We start from the raw sequence: 19,277 nt of genomic DNA, 5'->3' as shown, positions 1-19,277 counted from the left end.
AATTTTTTACATTTTTATAAAAAATATCAGTCAACAAAGCTGTGACGCATTGTAATGTCAACAAGCGCGTCCTCAAACGGTGTGTCTGCTGCTCTCTCGGGGTCGCACGGCGTATATTCATAATATTTTGACGGCGCTCTGCCGTTACCGCCGACCTTCAAACCGTCGGTAATTTCGACAACCTTGTGGCGAACCTCAATATCCGAATCGTTAAAGCAAGCATTAAACCTGAATTTGTCGTTCGGTTTGAGAGGCTGAACCGAGCTGTACGGAATTCTTATAATGTAACGAGAAATTCCGAGCGAGTTGTCACGGAGCACTTTAATATTTTCATTGCAAGCCGTGTATTCAGCTGCTTTAACGTTCATAACGCCCGTTTCATTGCCGTTTTTGGTATACGCGGCATAGAATTGGTAGTCGTCTGCCTGCGGTGATGTTCCGCCGTTGTTGAGCGGGTCGATATACATCTGAATACTGTCGCCGTTCCACGAGTTCGAGCCGGTGAACTGCTGGTTGTAAATACTGTCGTAAACCGTGGACATAACATAAATATAATTATTGTCATGCTTCATATAAGTGATTGAGCCGACGTCCTCTTTGCGCCAGTTTTCCTTTGTTGCTGCGTCTGCAATACCGCCTGCATAAAGCGGATATGCGTCTGCCCAGTCTGAAATGTCACCGTCAAACGACTCAATGTCAATCGCTTTGGACGTTGAAACAACAAACGGGAAGTTAAGACCTTTCTTAACGTTCAAAAATTCCGTTCCGCTTGTGTCGGACACTTTTACGCCTATTACATAGTTGTTAAACGCAACCTTTTTCTTTAAGAGAATTTTAAAGCTTACGATTTTTGTTTCGTCTGCGCCGACCGTGTAGCTTTCCGACATTTTTTCAAGCTCCCAGCCCTCGGGCAGATATGTGATTTCAACAGTTCCGTCAACAGGGTAAGGTGTAACGTTTGTAACTTTAACGTTTATGTGTTCAAGATTGTCAAACGTGCCCTCTGCCTGCATAAGCTCTGCTTTAACCGCGAGCTGACGCGTAATCGGGAACCATCTTTCGTTTAAAACTTCGCCGTTCTGAACGATTTTTATTAAATATCTGTCGGAGGTTTTTGTGCTTTTGTCGTTATACACTTTAAGCGTCATTTTTGTGTATCCGTCTGCGTCAAGCTTAAGCGGTATACTCTCGCCCATTTGTCTGCCCTCGCCGTTTTCAACGATAATTTCACCGTCAATAGGAATGGAACGCTCATTGTAAACTTCATATTCCGTTTCAACATATTCGTCAAGCGAATAGAAATTTGCCGTTGTGGGAAGTGCGTGCGACAAAATGCCGATTGTGTAGTCAACTTTCTGGAACGGAAGAATTTTTTCCGCCCAGGCTGCAACGCGCTCTGAAAGGAAACTGTTCGCGTTTGCAATCGGTGCGCGCATAACGTCGTAATCACGGCTTTTCGCGTCGTTTGCTTTGCTGTAGTAAATGCGCGAATATTCGAGCATTTTCTCGGTGTAGAGAATTTGCGCGTGTTTTTCGCCGTCTTTAAGCTTTTTAACTTCACTCTTAACTTCGTTGTATTTTCCGCTTACAGGCAAGTTTTTATCACCGTATGCAATGCCGTAAACGTTTGCGATTTTTTCGCCCTGTTTGTTTAAATCAGACAAAAATTCCGAAAGTTCTTTAAGCTCGAAATTTGTTTTTCCGTTTATAAAATCATCAATAAGTCTGTCGCCGACATTGTAGAAAATCTGCAATGCTTCGTACGGCTCTTTTGCAATGTCATCAGCCGAAAGTGCCTTTAACCCGTCAAATACGGTTTTGTCAAATTTTCCGCCGTATTTTTCCGAAAGCTTTTCAATAACCTTCTCTTTTACCGAATAAGCCGTGTCGAAAACATAATCCAAACCGAAACCGTAGATATACTTAACGTCGGAATTTATAACAACTTCAGTAACATCCTTTTCGGTAATATTGCCGTACATATCTTCAACGGTAACCGGTGTGTTGAATTTGAGTGTATATGTTTCGTCACCCGGAATCCAAACCGCCATAAACGGTTTGCCGTCACGGATAAACATTGCACACTGCGAGTTTTCACATATTGGATATTCGCCGACATACTGCGCCGCATTGAGCATTTTTGTGCAGTTTGCCGCAACAATACTTGTGGGAGTTGCAACCTCAAAGTCGTTAGCGCCGAGCTGAAGTCCCAGACCTGTCGATACCGCCGCATAGTAAATTGTCGTGTCAATATCGTGCAGATACGTTTTAAGATAGAGTTTCGTCACATCTTCCGAACGTTCATAATGACTGCGGCTCGACTCGTCCGCAACCCATTTTCCATCCCAGCCGATTTCGGTGATTTTTTTCTGAACCCAGCCGCCGACACCGTCCGACGCACTCTCGTACCCCTCGGTAAACGAATCATAGCGCGAGTCAACCGTTGACGCTTTCATATAGGGGTGATACGAAAAACCGTCGAAATATTTATAACCGTCCTGCTCATACATATATTTTAAATACTGCTTTGCGTTGTTTCCTCCGCTCGTAACACCGCCGACAAGTGAAAAATCGTCTGTTTCGTCATTTAACGCAAGCGAAATATGGCGCGCAAGGTCAAGATACATTATGCCGTATTTGTCGTTGCCGGGGAAGTATTTGTTAAGGTCGGGTTCGTTTCCGAACTCCGCGAAAAACTTAATCTTCGGGTAATCGTTGCGAAGTCTTTTTAACATATAGTCAATGTTTCTCTGAATTTGTTCGGGTGTTTTGGACGTCTGTCCGTGTTCACCGCCCGGGCCGTTGCTTGGACGGTACGGCTGAATACCCAAAAACGACTGTGCGCGTATGTTGTTAAGATAGTCCATCGGAACGATGTAATCTTTAAATTCGCCGTCGTCCGATTCGATATAACGCCACATAATTGCCTGACCGTAACGCACGCACATAAAGCCGAGCGTTTCGGTGAATTTTACTGCGATATACGCATTTTTTCTTGATGTTTCAAGGTTTGTAGACGTTACGTCCGCAACGGCGAGCGAGGTATGCACGCCGATACGGGTATATTCGTCCATAAACTGCGGTTTGCTCGGCTCCATAACCGCCATTTTTGTGCTTGCGGTATACTTTTCGTCACCGTTTGACGCGGTAACCTGAATTTCATAAGAGCCTTTGGGAAAATCATCGGTAACGTTGAGCGTTTCGGTTGAATCTGCCGAAACTTTCAAACTGCCGATTTTGTGTTCTCCGCCGTAGTTTTCGTAGTTTAAAATTTCATACGATAAATCGTATTCTGTATTTTCACTGCCTTTGTTTGTTACCGAAACGGTAATGTATGCCTTGCCGAAATCCTGAATACTCAAAAAAGTTTTCGGCACCGACACGCTGACCTCGCATTTTTCGGCATATACCGCAGGCGAAAGCATAAGCAACACAAAAAGCAAAACAAAGATTTTTTTCATTTTAAGCTCACACTCCTACTTTTGATATACCGCAACAAGCTGTGTACTGTTGTTGTCAACCCTCACATAACATCTTGCGCAGTCGCTGCCGTAGCGAACATAATCTTTCATTTCAATACCCGCAAGTCTTCTCATATATCGCGCGTCGCTCTCTTTGTACGAGCTGTCGATAAGCGTGCCGACAGTATCGCTGATTTTAAACCATGTGATTTTTCCGTCGCCCATATCGGTAATTGTCGCAGGGTCGTCGGTGCAAACACCGATTGTCGTTCCGTTGTTAAAGTAAATATATCCTGCAAATTGGTAGCAGTATGAGGAATAGCTTGCGGTTGATATACCTTCTGACTCATAATAACTTAAATCAAGCGTATGTGTTTTTGCGTCATAAATTTTGAGCATTCTCGAAAATTCGCCCTTGTTGTTAAATAGTCCCACAAATACGTCACCGCTTTTTATGCCGCTTTGCTCAAACACGCTCAATTCGGAGCAATATGCTTCTTTCGGATTGTATGTTTTAAAATATTTGATTCTATACGTTTCGTTGCCGTCCTCGTCAAGTACCTTTTTAGCCTCTTTGAAAACATACGAGGCTGTAGAGCTTATAATTTTGTTGTCAAGAATAAAGCTCTCATCACATACGACAACTTCGGGAATAAAATTCTTTCTGTCGGTGCCGAATCCCTGAACAATATGTGTTGCATTTGATTTAAGCATTGACGGGTCACCCACACCGAAGTTGTCTTCACTCTGAAGATTTGCGTCGGTCGGTGCAAAGAAAAGCACCGTATTTTTTGCGTCAAGTCTGAATTTTGTGGGGAAAAGTGTCGTTGCGGCAGTGTATGATGCCGCCGACTTCGGACCGAACGAGAAAAGCGTGTTGCCGCTCTCGTATTCCGAACGGTATGCGGTGTCTACCACATAAACTTTTCCGTCATCATCGGCATCGTAGCGTATAACGCCCGTTCCGCTTGCCGTTACCGCGTTTCTTAATGCCTCAAGTGCGGTTTTGGACGAGGTATAGTTTTTACCGTCAATTTTCACCTTTTCTTTAATCTCAAGCTGACCGAATTTTCCGTCAGATTTTAATATTCTTCCCGAAATCGGGCTTCTGGGACCGTCCTCGTAGTCAATATATGTAAGATAACCGTAGTCCATTTTGCCGTCGGTGTAAACCGCGTGCGCGATTTTTCCGTCGCGGTTTAAATAAAACGTTCCCGAAACGCCGAGGAGAAGATTATCTTTTTCCTTGGCATAAAAACTGTCTGTCATAAAATACTCGTTTTCGCCGATTGTAACAAACATTCTGTCGGTGTTATCTTTTCCGATTTCAATAACCTTGCCGTCAACCGAAGTTTTTGAAACGTACGCGTCGAAAAGGTGTCCGTCATTGCTTATATACGCGGTGAGAAAGTCACCTGCACCGATGCTGTAAAACGTTGTTTTGTTGCCGTTTTCGTCATAAAATCTTATGCGGTCGAACTCGCTCGACTCGCTCAAATCTATAAGCTGATTTCCAATTCCGTCGTGAATTTTTGTAAGAATTGTATCAACGCTGTTAACGTAATATTCCGTACTTTTCCAAATTACAACGACTTCGATTTTGCCATCGTTGTCATTGTCAATAAGATATGCACAGCTGTCCGAGAAATCGAACACCGAGCTTTTGTACGACGAAAGCGCCGCACCGTTGTAAATTACGGGCACACTGCCGGGGATTGTAACGTTTTTCTCTTTGCCGTTAGCATTTGTATAGTAAACTTTTCTGCCCTCAAGTCCCGTAAAGTTGCCGTTGATTTCAATAACACCGTTTAACTCGTCATTTTTATACGCTGTCACAATTTTGTCGGTTTTGCCAGTGTCGTAATAGTAATATTTAACCGCATAGCCGATTAAATCGCCTGCCGAGTTTTTCTCGTCCTCATACATAATGCCGTTGATTTTAACCCGGTCTTTGCCCATACCGTCGGGCGAGAAAAACGAAGTATATCCGTTTGCCTCAACAACGCCCTCGTCGTTTTTAATTCCTCTGTAAACATAAAGGAGCGTTTCGCCTTTTACGGTTTCATAGCTTATCTTTGTGCCGAGGGTTTTAACCTGGAGCATATCGGTGTCGAGCGCGTTTTTGAGCATAACCGCCGTGTTTCGTGCGTTTATTGTTTTACCGTCAGCATTCTCAACGTCCGAAAGGAGGCCTATTCTGCCTGCAATCGAGGCATAAACCGCAAAACTTCCGTTCGCCGGGTCTGTCTGCGCCTTGTATCCCAAAAGGTTTACAAGACTGCGCACCGCGTCCTCGTATGTAAGACCTGTGTTGCCCGACGTACGGCTGAACGAAATACCCGTAAGGTCGGAAATATCAAGCGCCGCACCGCCCTGTGACAAAATGTTTGAAAGTGCGTCGTAAAACACATTATAGGTAACGTTTTTGTCGGTTGCCGACAAGCTGTTTACGCCGAGTGCGGAAAGCAGGGTTACTGCCTCGTCATATGCAGCGTCGTTTGCCGCGGCACTGTCATTTTCGGCAAAAACCGAAGTGCAGACGCAGAGTGTAAGCAACATAGCAATTCCTGTTATAAATGCTGTTATTCTCTTATTCATTTATTCTACTCCCCTATTTTTAGTATCTTATAAACCATTTGAGCCGCCTCTGCACGGGTTGCGTTGTTTTTCGGCAGGAACGTGCCGTCCTCATAACCCGAAATCACACCGGCGCCGTAAAGCTTTGCAACTGCCGATTTTGCATAATCCGCAATTTGTGCGTCATCTGCAAATGCGTGCATGCCGTCGTTTATTGCTCTGATTTTCGCCTCGTACGCATTTACCAGCATAACCGCCATATCCTCACGCGTAATGTTTCTGCCCAGTCCGAAAATATTTTCGCTTATTCCGTTTATAATTTTTGCGTTTTTTGCCGCGGTGATGTAATCTTTAGCCCAGCTGTCGTTTGAAACATCGTCAAATACGCTTTCGCTCTCTAAAACTTCAACGCCGAACGCGCCGACAACGATTTTTACAAATTCCTCGCGCGTGATGTTTGCGTTGGGTTTAAAATCGCCGTCCTCGTAACCCTTTATAACGTTTTTCGCAACAAGGCTTTCAATAGCTTCTCTTGCCCATTTTGCTTCGTTAATATCTGCAAAGCTCATAAGCTCGTCTTTTTCATCGGTAATGTTTCCGCCCGGAACAACCGTCATTTTTGAGCCGGATGTACCCGAACCCGAGCTTGACGAACCCTTTGACGGTGTAGTTGAACCGCCGGGAGTTTTGCCGTCCTCTGACGGAATATATGATTTAACCTCCTACATTTTTGTTAAAATTGTGCCTTTTTCCCTTGCGTCGAGTATCTTTCCGGCAAGTGAAATTTTACTGTTGCCGTCAAGGTCGGTAACCGATTTGTCGAAAAGGCCGGAATTGTTGTCAATGACCGTCACAATCGCACTCGGCGAGGACGCTTTATTGATTTCATTGAGTACCGTTACCTCCTTGAACACCCTTTGCGTATCTAAGATGTTTTTAAACTCGTTTTTAAGTATTAATGCGTTTATGCCGGATGTATTCTCGGTATATCGTCTATAATAATCCGAAAAATCTTTAAATCCCAAATAATCAATATTTCTTGTAATAATTTCCGATATATTTTCACCATTTGCAAACGCAAGCTCGGTCACCGCATAAATCTGATTGATTTTCAGCGCGTAGTTCGCATCTGTAAAGCCGTGCTCGGCAATCTGCGAATAAACAAGCTTTTTATAATCTTCCGTCCAGCTCGGCGGGAAAGTGTCGCGCCTGTTTTCGGGATACGAAACCATAGAATACTTAACCGCCTCGGAGAGTGCGTCAGCCGGCATTTTTTCTCCGTTTAAATATTTTATGATTTCAGCTTTTTTGTTTTCATCCGCGTGAGAAAACGGAGTTGTGAAAATAATGCCTTTGTTCGGTGCGGAAACCTTAACGGTGTAATCCGCCGATACCGCGTCGGGTTTTAATGCGAAACGGTAGTTAAAATTTCCGTTCCTGTCAATCACGGCATACGACGCATGATCGGTAACCGTTGCGGTGCCGTCGCTATGCTCGACAATAACCGACAAATAATTTCCGTCGCAAGCCTCGTTTGTGCCGACAAGCGAATATCCGCCGTTTTCGGGTCTGAATTCAATTTCGGCAAAGCAGACCGCAAAAGCCGTCTGCACTGCAAGCGCCGAGCATACCGCCGTAAATATTTTTTTCTTTATTGTCATACCTTATAAATCTCCTTTCCTATCGCAGCGTCAAAGCACAAAGCGGACTGTTATCATCTGCGTTTAAAATCAAAATTCTGTAAAACGCCGCATTGTTAACTTCATTTATGGTAATTTTGTCGGTGACCGCTGCCGAAAGACTGTATAATTTGCCTTCGATGCCGAGCATCACATTGTTTTCGTCAAACGCGGCAACGATTGTGCGCGCTGTTTTGGTATCGTCCCCGGAAGTGTTTTTTATTGTGAACGATACATTCCTGTCGTCGACTACGGTATAAACTGCGCTTACACTCTGTGCGCTTCTCACCTTTCCGACATAAATTTTTTCGGATTTAAGCTTTTCTCCGCTCGCACTGTCGGTAACGTCAAAATGCGCGGTAATGTGTTTACCTTCATAATTTGACGGAATTGTGCAGCGAATCCCTTCAAATTCCTGTTTGCCTGCATCGTCCGCACTGTCCGAAACATACCACCGTACCGTAACTTTCGCATTTTCGGGGAGAGTTGACTCATCATAGTAAACACCGAGCGTTTCGCCTACCGCCGCAATACCGTAAACAACCGCGTCCGAAACGTCCGTGCTGTCGGAGGAATATCCCAAAATACTTACAAGCTCATCTTCGGTATACAGTCCCAAAAGCTCGCTTTTCGGAATATTTTCTCTGATTGTCTTTTTAACGTTTTCGCCCGCTTTTGCAAGCTTTGCATTTTTAAAGTAATCAACGCTCAAATACATTACCGGGCGGATAACAACCGGGTTGGTTTCAAAATAGAATGAATATTCGTTTTTTACACTGCCGTCTGAATTAAGCTCGTTCGCCATATTCTGATTTGAAATACTGCCTGTACCCGAACCGAAAAACTTCATCGTATAAGCTCTGCCTGTATGTGGTGAACGAAGAAGTGTTCTGTCACCGGAGCTCGCAATGGTTGAAGTTGCTTTATAACCGATTTTGTCGTGATATTTTAAATATTCACTATACGACAAAAGCGCAATTTTACAGGTTGCTGTGTAGTCATTCTGTGTAACAGAGGTGGTTTTATAATTTGCGTTCTCACCGCAACCATTACCCTCAACATACCAGTCGTTTACAAGCGCATACTGCGCTGCGGTTTGATCAAATACTGACTTGTTTCCGTTCTGTGCACTTCCCTCACCGTTTAAAAATTCGTTATTGAGCCAGTGTGCAATGTTTGTTTTGTCGTCGGGATTAAATGTATTGTTTGTATGGAAAATTTCGCTTACCGTACTCACATCACCATAGTTATCGTTTGAAAAGACAAGGAAAGCAACATCACCGTCTTTTATATCGGTATTCAAGAGTGAATATGTAAACTCACCGTCATCATTCTTGGACACAAATTCATTTTCGGGACTTTGTGCCGAAATACGACCGTCATTTGTGTAAAATGATGTTGTGGAGGTAAGAACTGACGGAACAACCGCATTTATATGACCTTTTGCTTTAACCGCATTGTCCGATATTTTCTCGATACCGTGCGAACCGTCAAGCGAAACGGGAGTCACCGACGCTTTTATGTATTTTCCGCTGTCCGACGCGCCGATTGTATAAGTATCACCCTCAGCGCCGCCGATTTTAGCATATTCTCCGTTTTCCGTTGCAGATTCATACCATTTTATAATCGCCGCCGAAGTGTCGCATTTTTCTTCAACGCCGTCGGAATATACCGCCGAAACCGAAAGCTCGCTGCCGATAAGTCCGTCACCCGAAACAGTTACGCTGTCAAAAGTAAGGGATTCATCAGTGAAGATTCCATTGATTTCTTCATCGGAATATCCGAGTTCTTTAAGCGAATCGCGTGTGTTGTTTTCCTTTATAATTGCCGAAACAAAATTGCCGTACCCCGTAAGTTTGTTTTCTCTGAAATAATTTTCACTTATATAAAATGCCGGACGTATTTGCGCTGTTGCGTACGAAGACGCAACATTAGCTGTACAACCGCTTTGTGCGTATAAAGTTCTTAAATTTGTCCGGTTACCTACCGGCGATCTGAAAAATATATGAATTCCGCCCGAAGTCATCGTACCATTTACATACGCACCCCAACCGATTTTTTTAGCATACTTTGCATATTCGGTAATTGAAAGAAGAGAAATTTTGCAGTTTACCGAATAGTCAGTCGTCGGATAACCTTCCGGCGCATTTTTGTTTGCCTCAACAAGCCAGTCGTGCTGAACTATATGACCTTTTATGTTTTCATCAAGCGCAACCATTCCGTCACCTTGCTCGCCGTTTAAAAAGGATATATTGAGCCAGTTTGCAATAGTCCCCTCCACATCAGGGTCAAACACATTTGTCGGATACGCCGTGGGGTTTGTACCGTAAAGGTCATTGCAGTATATAAAATACTGCTTTTCACCGTCAACTACAGTTTCATCAAGCACCTGATAATGATAAACAGTGCCGTTTGTTTCTGCAGTAAACGCATATGCAGAATTTTCCTTTGTCGGCATAATAAGATCACCCAGCCCCGTCGCGGTTGTTGATGAATCAGCCGAAACTTTACCGGTTAACGGGTCATAATAGAAATACTTACCGTTTCTGCCGTCAATACGAATTGTTTCCATTCCGGTTGAAGTGGTGAGCTCTGTTACTGCAAAGGCGTTAAGTGTGCACGACATCATAACAGCGATTGCAATAAGCAAGCAAAGTGATTTTCTCATCTTCTCATTCTCCTTATATATTGTAATGTTTGCACAAAAACGTGCAGTATTTTATATTAAAATTATACCATTGTCACGCAATATCCACAACGTATAAAATTTTGCTTTTGTTCATAAATTTTTACATAATCGGCAAAATGACTATCATTTTCAAATATTTTATTGTATAATTTCTATAAAACATCTTGCAATGAAAAAATTTTCGTGTAAAATATATAATGTAGCTACTATGAAACTTTGGAGGTAAAAATGTATAAGCTTCTTATCGCCGACGACGAACCGAATATCAGAGAAGGACTGTCATATCTTGACTGGGCGGAGTTTAACATCAGCGTTGCGGCAACCGTTGAAAACGGACGCGCCGCATATGAATACATTAAAAACAACGAGGTGCATATTCTTCTTACCGATATAAAGATGCCTCTTATGGACGGGCTGGAACTTATACGCCTTGTTAAGGAATACAACAAAAATATTGAAATCGCGGCGCTTTCGGGTTATAATGATTTTGAATTTGTAAAACACTGTCTTAAAAATGATGTTTTCAACTATCTTTTAAAACCCATCGACATTGACGAATGGAAAGAAACGTTCAGCGAGATGACAAAAAGGCTGGATGAGCGGTTTGAAAAGACGCAGAGCGCCATAAAAATCGGTGCACATTCAAAAAATCATATCGTATCCGCCGCGCTTGAATATATGAACGAGCATTACAGCGAACAGATTACGCTTACCGACGTTGCGTCGCACATATATTCAAACCCGACATACCTTTCACGCGTTATAAAAACCGAAGTCGGCATAGGCTTTACCGAGCTTTTGACAAAACTGCGCATTGACGCGGCGAAAAAGCTCCTTAAAAACCCTGCCTACAAAATAAACGAAATTGCCGAAACGGTCGGATATTCAAACCCCAGATATTTTACCTTTGCATTCAAAAAACAGACAGGTCTTACCCCCTATACTTTCAGGAGTGAGCACAGTGAAAACGACTAAAAATTCATATCACAAAAAAATAATGCTTCTAATCCGCATACTCGCAATCTGCGTGCAGGCGTTTTTGTTTGTGACCATTTCGTCGTCATATCTTAAAACAAAATTTACAAGCTATCGGCAAACGCTGGAATTTCAGAAATATCATTATTTTTCCGAGGCGGACACGTTAAATGTCAAAACCGACAATCTTATAGAGCTTTTCAGAAGTTCGTCGGCGCTTTCTTTCTGCCGTGATAACCTGGTTTTTGCTCCGCCTGCCGAAAACGGTCAGCGGTATGACAAAATAAAGAAAACCATTGAAAATTCTGTACTTTCGGAAACATATTTCGAGGGATATTATCTTATCGGACGCAACCCGAATCAGTTTTCCGTAAGTTATCTTCACAAAACTTTTTCGTCAATGGGCAAACTTGAGCTTGAATATCTGCCCCTTATTCAGAATTTTGAAAACAACGCTTTTACGCTTAACTACCAGCGTATTTTTGTTTTTGATAAAAATGATTACAAAGATATCAAAGTTCCCGATACTATGAAATCGGACTATGAAAAAATGCTGGATGAGCTGGACGGCAAAATTACATATTACACCATTAAAGACGACGTTTTGTGCATAATAATATACAACAGTTCTTTTTTCGACGATATTTTTGCCGATACCGGGCTTACAAATTCAAGCGTTGCACTCCTCGACAATTCAAATACTGCTTTTTATACCAAGGGCGGCGATTTTGCCGTTAACAGCGTATATGAAAAAAACAGCACAAAAAATCTGCCGGTACATACAACATCAATGTTCACCACCGTTATAAAGAGCAGATTTCACTATAATTTTGCCGATTTTCTGTTTATCGGCACAATGCTTCTTCTGTGCTTTGCATTCGTCAAATGGTCATTTGCCGTTTCCGAAAAATACGCAAACCGCATTATGGAGCCGTACAGCATACTCAACGGATTTTTCTATCTTAACAACAAAAGCGACGAAATTGAAAACTTTGATTATTTGAGTCTGCCCCATTCGGCGAAACCGCGCTCGGACATAAGCAAAAATATATTTTACGCAATGATTTTTGCAATTCTTTTGCCGGCAATCGTTTCGTCGGCGATGTATCTTACAACCTTTAACCTTATGTCAAACCGCTTTATAAAAGACAAAGCGCAGGTGTCGCACCGTCAGCTTTCGCAGCAGCTTATGGATAATTTCGACTTTTACATAAACGCATTTTGCCTTGACGGCGAAACAATCAGCGACGATTTTTTGACCCGCATAAAGTACAAAGTGACGCTCGACTCAAAATATAATCTTGTAAGCATACCGAACGAAAGTCAGGTCGGAATCATAAACCCGAAATTTGTGTCGCGCGTTTCAGAGGCGTGCAGAAACGCACCGGGCGAAAAAGCGCTCGTTTATATTCCCACCGACCTTTTCGGCGACAGCGCAATCGGACTTATGACAAGAACATATGCCGGTACATACGAGGTTATAATTTTTAAAATGGAAGCGCCGAGCTTTTCGGTTGCGAATGCAGATATAGGCTATATGCTGGTCGATTTGCGCGGAAACACAATTTTCCAGAGCACGCTTATAGACAGCGCGAAAAAACAAAAGCTTATAAACGGCAATTCGCCTGAAATTGTATTCACCTCCGATTACAAAAATTTCGGCTGGAAGCTATACACTTTCACAAGCGTATCCAAACTTAAAAGCAGTATTTACACCACCATCAGCCTCGATATTTTTGCGATTTTATCACTTCTTGTGGTTGTTCTGCTTATCTCGTGGAGATACTCGTCAAAATTTTTAAGTCCGCTTGAAAGAGTGAAAAGCGCAATGTCTGCCGCAGAGGCATCGGAATATCCGCTCGATAAAATATCGGACGAAACGAACGAAATTGAGGAAATGCTGAACGTTTACAACAAAATGATACGGCATATCAAGAAAATCACCGAAGATAAGCTCTCGCTTATGCGGGAAGAAGAACGCGCGAATGCGCTTAAAATTCAGGCAGAACTGAATGCGCTCCAACAGCAGATTAACCCCCACTTTTTATACAACACTCTTGAAATGATTAACCTCAACCTGCTTAAATACGGCGATTTTTCCACAAGCAAGGTTATAGGAAATTTATCGAAAATTTTCAGATATTCCATAAGCCGTGCAAACGAAACCGTATCTCTCGGCGACGAAATAGAAAACACAAAAAATTACCTCTCTATTTGGGATATACGTTTTCCCGGAAGATTTAAATTTATATGGGATATTGACGAAAATCTTCTCAACCGCAAGACGCTCAAGCTCATTCTCCAGCCGATCATGGAAAACTGCTTTTTCCACGCGTTTGACAACAAATCTGAAAACTGTGTTATAAAAATTAAAATTTATGCGCAAAACGGTTTTATTGTTATTGTTATATCGGACAACGGCTGCGGAATGAAAAACGAAGAACTTGAAAAACTCCGAAACAAATTTACAAGCAAGGATTTAAGTCTTACGGGAAAAGGCATAGGAATTTGCAACACATACAAAAGATTAAAACTTTTGTGGGGCGGCAATGCGGATTTGCTTATCGAAAGCGAGCTCGGCACCGGCTCGTCGGTCACAATAAAATTTAAAGACAATCCCGAAACATAGCAAAAACGGCAGTTACTAAAACTGCCGTTTTTAGTTACATTTATTTAAAATTATTTTACCTTTTTAAAATATAAAAGCGTGTCAATCGGTGCATCAAATTCTTTTGTTTCGCCTCCGTGCGAAACAATATTTCCTTCTTTGTCCGCCCACTCGCCTTTGGGGAATTTAACCGAGCGTTTTGCTGCGCCCTTTGTCAGAACAGGCGCTGACATTATGTCACTTCCCAGCATAAACTGGTCGCAAACGTGCTCAAACCCCTCGTTCGGAAATTCATATTCCATATTTCTGAAAATCGGCTCACCTGTTTTTGCACTGTTTTGCGCAAGCGCATAAATATGCTCGCCGTATTCTTTGTGCAGACAAATTGACTTTTTAACGATTTCGTAGTTTTCACTGCTTAAAACGCGCCACGGAGCAAGTGAAATCTGCATCATAGGCATAAGTGCGTTTGCCTGCGACCAACGTATGAAAAGCTCACCGTCAGTATCGTTTGCACTGTTCACACTGCCGATCATTCCGCCGCCAACCATATCGGGACAGCAATAAGCATATCCCAAAAGCGACTGTACGGTTGTATTGGGAATAAGCGTGTTAAGACCGATATTGTCCCAGCTGTGATTTTTATCGTGAAGTCGTGCGACAATAGGACGTCCGCCCGAATTGTGCGCTGCACGGAATTCGTTAAATTTGTATTTTTCTCCCATAATATTAAACGCAGTTGTGTGATTTCTCGGCGCGGTTTTAACATATGCATCGTCATCGCGGCAGTAAATGCTCGCGTCGCCGGCATCAAACTTGTATCCGTCCACTCCGTAACATTCAACAAGACTGTCAAGCTGCCCGCGGAACCATTTTACCGCGTCGGGATTGGTAAAATCAAGCATTGCGCTAAATCCGCTCCACCATCTTCTGACCGCAATTTCACCGTCTTTGTCCTTTAAAAGATAGCCCTTGCTGCGCAAGTATTTAAATCTCACACCCGCCGACGAAACGATCGGAGAAGTCCAAAGCATAACTTTAAATCCAAGCTTGTGAAGCTCGTAAATAAGATACGCCGGGTCGGGAATTTTGCCCTTGTGAAATTCCAGAACGCCGTAATCCTCCTGCCAGCCGCCGTCAATCATAAGTACACCGGCAGGAAGTCCGTTTTCCAAAATTCCTCTCGCATAATTCAAAATGTTTTCGGTCGTCTGGTCTGTGCCCAGCTCCATCCACGTATTATACTGCGGTGATGTGAAGAAAAGCTTGTCGGGAAGTTCACCGTTAAATGAAAAATGTTTCTTCGCCGCCGCAAGATAAGCACCCTTTAAGTTTTTATAACCCTCGCCGATTTCAAAATCAGTGCCGTATGCACACTCAAGCGAAATTTCGCCCTTATTGAATTTTATGGCAAACGGGTTGTCATTCCATATGTAACGTCCGCACGACGATAGAAAAAGCGATGCGGACTGATCGTTTTCACCATCGCGCGACTCAATGTCAAAAGTACAGTCACTGTTTTCATCAAACGGCATATCACAGCCGCTCGGAACTTTTCCGCCCCACCAGCACTCGCCGTCAAGCATCTTTATTTTATCCATTATGTGCCTCCATAACTTATATTTTTAGTGTAAAAATTATAACATATAAGAAAATTTTTTTCAATGTTTTACCAGAAATCACTTACATATTTGGTGCAAATGATAATTTTTTACACTTTTTATATGTAAAAAGGGTGATTTTTCATCACCCTTAATGTCATTTTATACAAAAGAAAGCGTCCTTGCCGAGATACTCACATTCGCCGTCAAGCTCTTCTTCAATGCGCAAAAGACGGTTGTATTTTGCCACTCTGTCGGTGCGAGACGGTGCGCCCGTTTTAATCTGTCCGGCGTTGAGCGCTGCCGCAATGTCTGCAATGGTGGTATCCTCGGTTTCGCCCGAACGGTGCGAAATAACCGCCGTGTACCCTGCCCTGTTTGCCTTTTGCACCGCCTCAAGAGTTTCGGTAAGCGTGCCGATTTGGTTAACTTTTATGAGAATTGAATTTGCAACGTTTTTTTCAATTCCCTTTTCAAGACGTTCGGTATTGGTAACAAAAAGGTCGTCGCCGACAAGCTGAACTTTTTTACCGAGTCTTTCGGTAAGAAGACTCCAGCCCTCCCAGTCGTCCTCGGCGACGCCGTCCTCTATTGAAATTATGGGATACTGACTGCACAAATCCTCCCAGTATGACACAAGCTCATCACGCGTCATTTTTTTGTTCGCCTTGGGCAAAAGATACTCTCCTCCCTCGCCCGTTGTCCATTCCGATGACGCCGCGTCAACGGCAATCATAAAGTCGGTTTCGGTTTTGTATCCGGCTTTTTTTATCGCCTCAACAATATATGAAAGCGCCTCCTCGTCCTTTGAAAAAGACGGTGCAAAACCGCCCTCGTCGCCAACCGCAGTTGAATATCCGTCCGATTTTAACAGCGATTTCAAGCTGTGGAACACCTCAGCGCACATTCGCAGTGCGTCTTTAAAACACTTTGCGCCGACGGGCATAATCATAAATTCCTGTATATCAATGTTGTTGTCGGCGTGTGCACCGCCGTTTAAAATGTTCATCATAGGCACGGGAAGCGTGTGCGCGTTGCAGCCGCCAATGTACTTGTAAAGCGGAAGTCCGCATGACTTTGCCGCCGCTTTTGCGCACGCGAGCGACACAGCCAAAATCGCGTTTGCGCCGAGATTTTCCTTGTTTTTTGTCCCGTCGAGGTCACACATAATTTTGTCAATTTGGCGCTGATTTAAAACATTCACGCCGACAAGCGCCTCGGATATTTTGTCGTTAACGTTTTTTACCGCATTTTCAACGCCTTTCCCCATATATCTTTTTCCGCCGTCGCGAAGTTCCACTGCCTCGTAAATTCCCGTAGACGCACCTGACGGAACTGCCGCCGTGCCGACAAATCCGTCGTCGGTAACAACTTCAGCCTCGACTGTCGGATTTCCGCGCGAATCGAGAATTTCACGTGCAAAAACATCAATAATTTCCACATACTGTTTCATCGTTTTTACTCCTTTGCAAAAAAATAAAGACGGCTTTTACACCGTCTTTATTCTTGCCTTATTTTGCGGAAATTATTCCCTTGTAAGGTAATTGTATATAATTATAAGTGCGTCCGCGCGTGTAAGATTTGTCTGCGCGTCCAAAACGTCCGACTTATCCGAAACAATACCGAATGCCGCGCCGAGCGTTGCGTAACCTATCATATTTTCGGGAATGTCGGCAAACGGGCAGTTGAAAATGCTCGTTTTCGACGCAACCTCCTTGTAGCCGAGCTTGTTAATCATAAATCTTACCGCGTCAATACGCGAAACGGGCTCGTCAAGGTTTTTGTCGTCTTTTTCGATAATTCCGTTTCTTATCATTATTTTAGCCAGCTGGTCGCTTGCATAATCAAAATAATACCTGTTGTCCGCAAGTGCAATAAGCGCCAGATAGTCGCGTTTTGTAACGCTCTCGTCGGGACGGAGGCTTGTGCCGTCAAAACCGATGTCAAGCTGTGCAAGCTTTTCGGCATACGGTTTTACATAGTGATTTTCAATATCGTCGTAATTATACGTTCTCTCAACGGGATGTTCACCGCTGTAATCAACCTCGTCAAGCGTATTCGCGTCATACAAAGTGTAGTTGTCATCAAGCGAGTAAACAAGCTTTGCTGCGCGCATAAGTTTGTTGTCTGCACCGTATTTTCTGTAAACAATGTAGTTAAGCTTTAACGTATCGCTTGTGAGTATTTTGCTGTAAAGTTCGTCAATATTTTTAACATTTTCTTTGGACGCAAATTTTGCCTCATCGCGGTTGAAATTTACGTTTGTAAGCTCGCCTGTGTATTCGTCATATGCAAAGCTTATAAAATTGCTGTTTACTTTTATTCCGCCGTAAATTCTGTTAAATTTATATACATAATCGGAATTTACATCTTTTGTATACTTAAATTCATTTGCAAATTCGGCATAATACTCGTCAATAAACTTCTGCGATTTTTCTTCCATATCCGAAAAATCGGCTTTTTTGTCGTTTTCCGTTCTTATGTCTGTGCCGTATGAACTGTAATTTTCCAAACGGTTCGCGGTAAGATTGTATTTTATATATTTTGTCGTGTAATCTTCACCGCGTTTTGCGCCCTCGTTTGAAAGCTCAACCGACGCAAAGTATTCGCCGTCGTAATTTTTGAAAATTTTGTATCTTTCAACTGTATATCCGCCGTCGATTTTAAATTCCTCAACCGCCTTTATTTTGTTTACAATCTCGTCCTGCTTTGGAAGCATTGCAATTTCCTCGTTAAGCGCCTGTTCTTCTTTTGACAAAACCGCGCCGTTTTCCGATTTTGCATTGTTTGTATCATCCGGAAGCATACCCATTGCCGCCGATTGCTTATCTCCCATACCTCCTCGGCTCTCGAACATCAAATCTTTCACGTCCACAAGTTCACCGGTCATAGCATCAAGATAAGTATAATATTTCACATCATTCGGCACATACGCAAGAAACGCATTGTTAGTTTTTTCCTTGTCGTCGTATTTTAAAACATATTTAAGCTCATAGCCGAAATTTTTAATATATCCGTCTTTTGCTTTTTCAAAGCCGACTGCGCCGTTTTTGTCCTCAAAAGTCAGATTACGGTCGTAGTTTGTGTTAAATCCGACAACCTCGCCGCTGTCTGCCGCAACCTCAACGTAAGTTTCCTGGTCGCGCACGGGAACACTGTCGTAATAGCGCGTATATGTAAAAGTGTAGGTTCCGCCGGCATAACGCTCAAAGTTTGAACGTTCGATTTTCATATTTTCAAAGACGGTCGGGCAAACCTTTGCGATGAAGCTTTCGCCTTTTGCCTGCGCGTCCTCTTTTGTAACCGTCGGGAATTTCATTCTGTCATAGTCGCGCTCGTAGTTTTTATAATACGAGGTGATTTCACCGCCCGAAACGGTTGCGGAAATGCCGTCGAGAACGTTCTCACTGCGGTTTTTCCACGAAAGATTATAATCCTCTCCGTTCTGCGAAAATTCGTCGATAACATATCGGTCGTCCGAAATGTCCAAAAGATTTTTCGCCGTGAGAATTGCCTGCTCAACGCCCTTGTCCGCCGCAAACGCGCTCGGCACAAAAAGCGACGTGATAAGCATTGCAATACTTAAGCTTACACAAATCATTTTTTTCATTTTGTTATCCTCCCAAAATTTATTCTGTACCTATTAGACGTTTGAAAAACAAAAAAAGTTCCGAAATTTTTCTTAAA

Annotated in this window: 10 protein-coding genes; 2 read left to right on the top strand and 8 right to left on the bottom strand. The window is 43.0% G+C overall.

Annotated elements, in window-relative coordinates:
* Positions 1-26: 26 nt before the first annotated feature.
* From H8706_RS00745 to H8706_RS00725, 5 genes are all read right to left on the bottom strand, one after another.
* Positions 27-3,461 (bottom strand): sugar-binding protein, encoded by a 3,435-nt coding sequence (locus tag H8706_RS00745; protein WP_262431098.1) that lies wholly within the window; start codon positions 3,459-3,461, stop codon positions 27-29.
* Between the two features lie 15 nt (positions 3,462-3,476).
* Complete coding sequence (locus H8706_RS00740) at positions 3,477-6,059, bottom strand: hypothetical protein (protein ID WP_262431097.1); 2,583 nt, start codon at positions 6,057-6,059, stop codon at positions 3,477-3,479.
* A 5-nt stretch (positions 6,060-6,064) separates the two neighbouring features.
* The gene (locus tag H8706_RS00735) at positions 6,065-6,655 is read right to left on the bottom strand and encodes an S-layer homology domain-containing protein (RefSeq protein ID WP_262431096.1); all 591 of its coding nucleotides are present in this window, start codon (positions 6,653-6,655) and stop codon (positions 6,065-6,067) included.
* Between the two features lie 105 nt (positions 6,656-6,760).
* Complete coding sequence (locus tag H8706_RS00730) at positions 6,761-7,699, bottom strand: hypothetical protein (protein ID WP_178348435.1); 939 nt, start codon at positions 7,697-7,699, stop codon at positions 6,761-6,763.
* Between the two features lie 19 nt (positions 7,700-7,718).
* Complete coding sequence (locus tag H8706_RS00725; RefSeq protein WP_178348434.1) at positions 7,719-10,385, bottom strand: hypothetical protein; 2,667 nt, start codon at positions 10,383-10,385, stop codon at positions 7,719-7,721.
* Positions 10,386-10,634: 249 nt separating this feature from the next.
* On the opposite strand from H8706_RS00725, the gene H8706_RS00720 reads away from it, so the two are divergent.
* Both H8706_RS00720 and H8706_RS00715 read left to right on the top strand, forming a co-directional pair.
* A complete protein-coding gene (locus H8706_RS00720) occupies positions 10,635-11,381 on the top strand; it encodes a response regulator transcription factor (RefSeq protein WP_178348433.1) in 747 nt (248 codons plus the stop codon).
* Positions 11,368-14,010 carry a sensor histidine kinase gene (locus H8706_RS00715; RefSeq protein ID WP_262431095.1) on the top strand — a complete coding sequence of 881 codons (2,643 nt, stop codon included), beginning with the start codon at positions 11,368-11,370 and terminating at the stop codon, positions 14,008-14,010. The genes H8706_RS00720 and H8706_RS00715 overlap by 14 nt, the downstream gene beginning before the upstream one ends.
* A gap of 50 nt (positions 14,011-14,060) precedes the next feature.
* Here the strand turns inward: H8706_RS00715 and H8706_RS00710 are convergent, their stop codons facing one another.
* From H8706_RS00710 to H8706_RS00700, 3 genes are all read right to left on the bottom strand, one after another.
* A complete protein-coding gene (locus H8706_RS00710) occupies positions 14,061-15,590 on the bottom strand; it encodes a glycoside hydrolase family 31 protein (RefSeq protein WP_262431094.1) in 1,530 nt (509 codons plus the stop codon).
* A 157-nt stretch (positions 15,591-15,747) separates the two neighbouring features.
* Positions 15,748-17,043, bottom strand: coding sequence for a phosphopyruvate hydratase (gene eno, locus H8706_RS00705; RefSeq protein ID WP_262431093.1), 1,296 nt, complete (start codon positions 17,041-17,043; stop codon positions 15,748-15,750).
* A 72-nt stretch (positions 17,044-17,115) separates the two neighbouring features.
* Positions 17,116-19,200, bottom strand: coding sequence for a YcdB/YcdC domain-containing protein (locus tag H8706_RS00700; RefSeq protein WP_262431092.1), 2,085 nt, complete (start codon positions 19,198-19,200; stop codon positions 17,116-17,118).
* Between the last annotated feature and the right edge of the window lie 77 nt (positions 19,201-19,277).

The sequence above is a fragment of the Qingrenia yutianensis genome, from assembly GCF_014385105.1.
In the GTDB taxonomy this organism is placed as follows: domain Bacteria; phylum Bacillota; class Clostridia; order UMGS1810; family UMGS1810; genus Qingrenia; species Qingrenia yutianensis.
The sequence above is the reverse complement of the archived record's forward strand: the minus strand, read 5'-3'. Positions and strand labels throughout refer to the sequence as shown.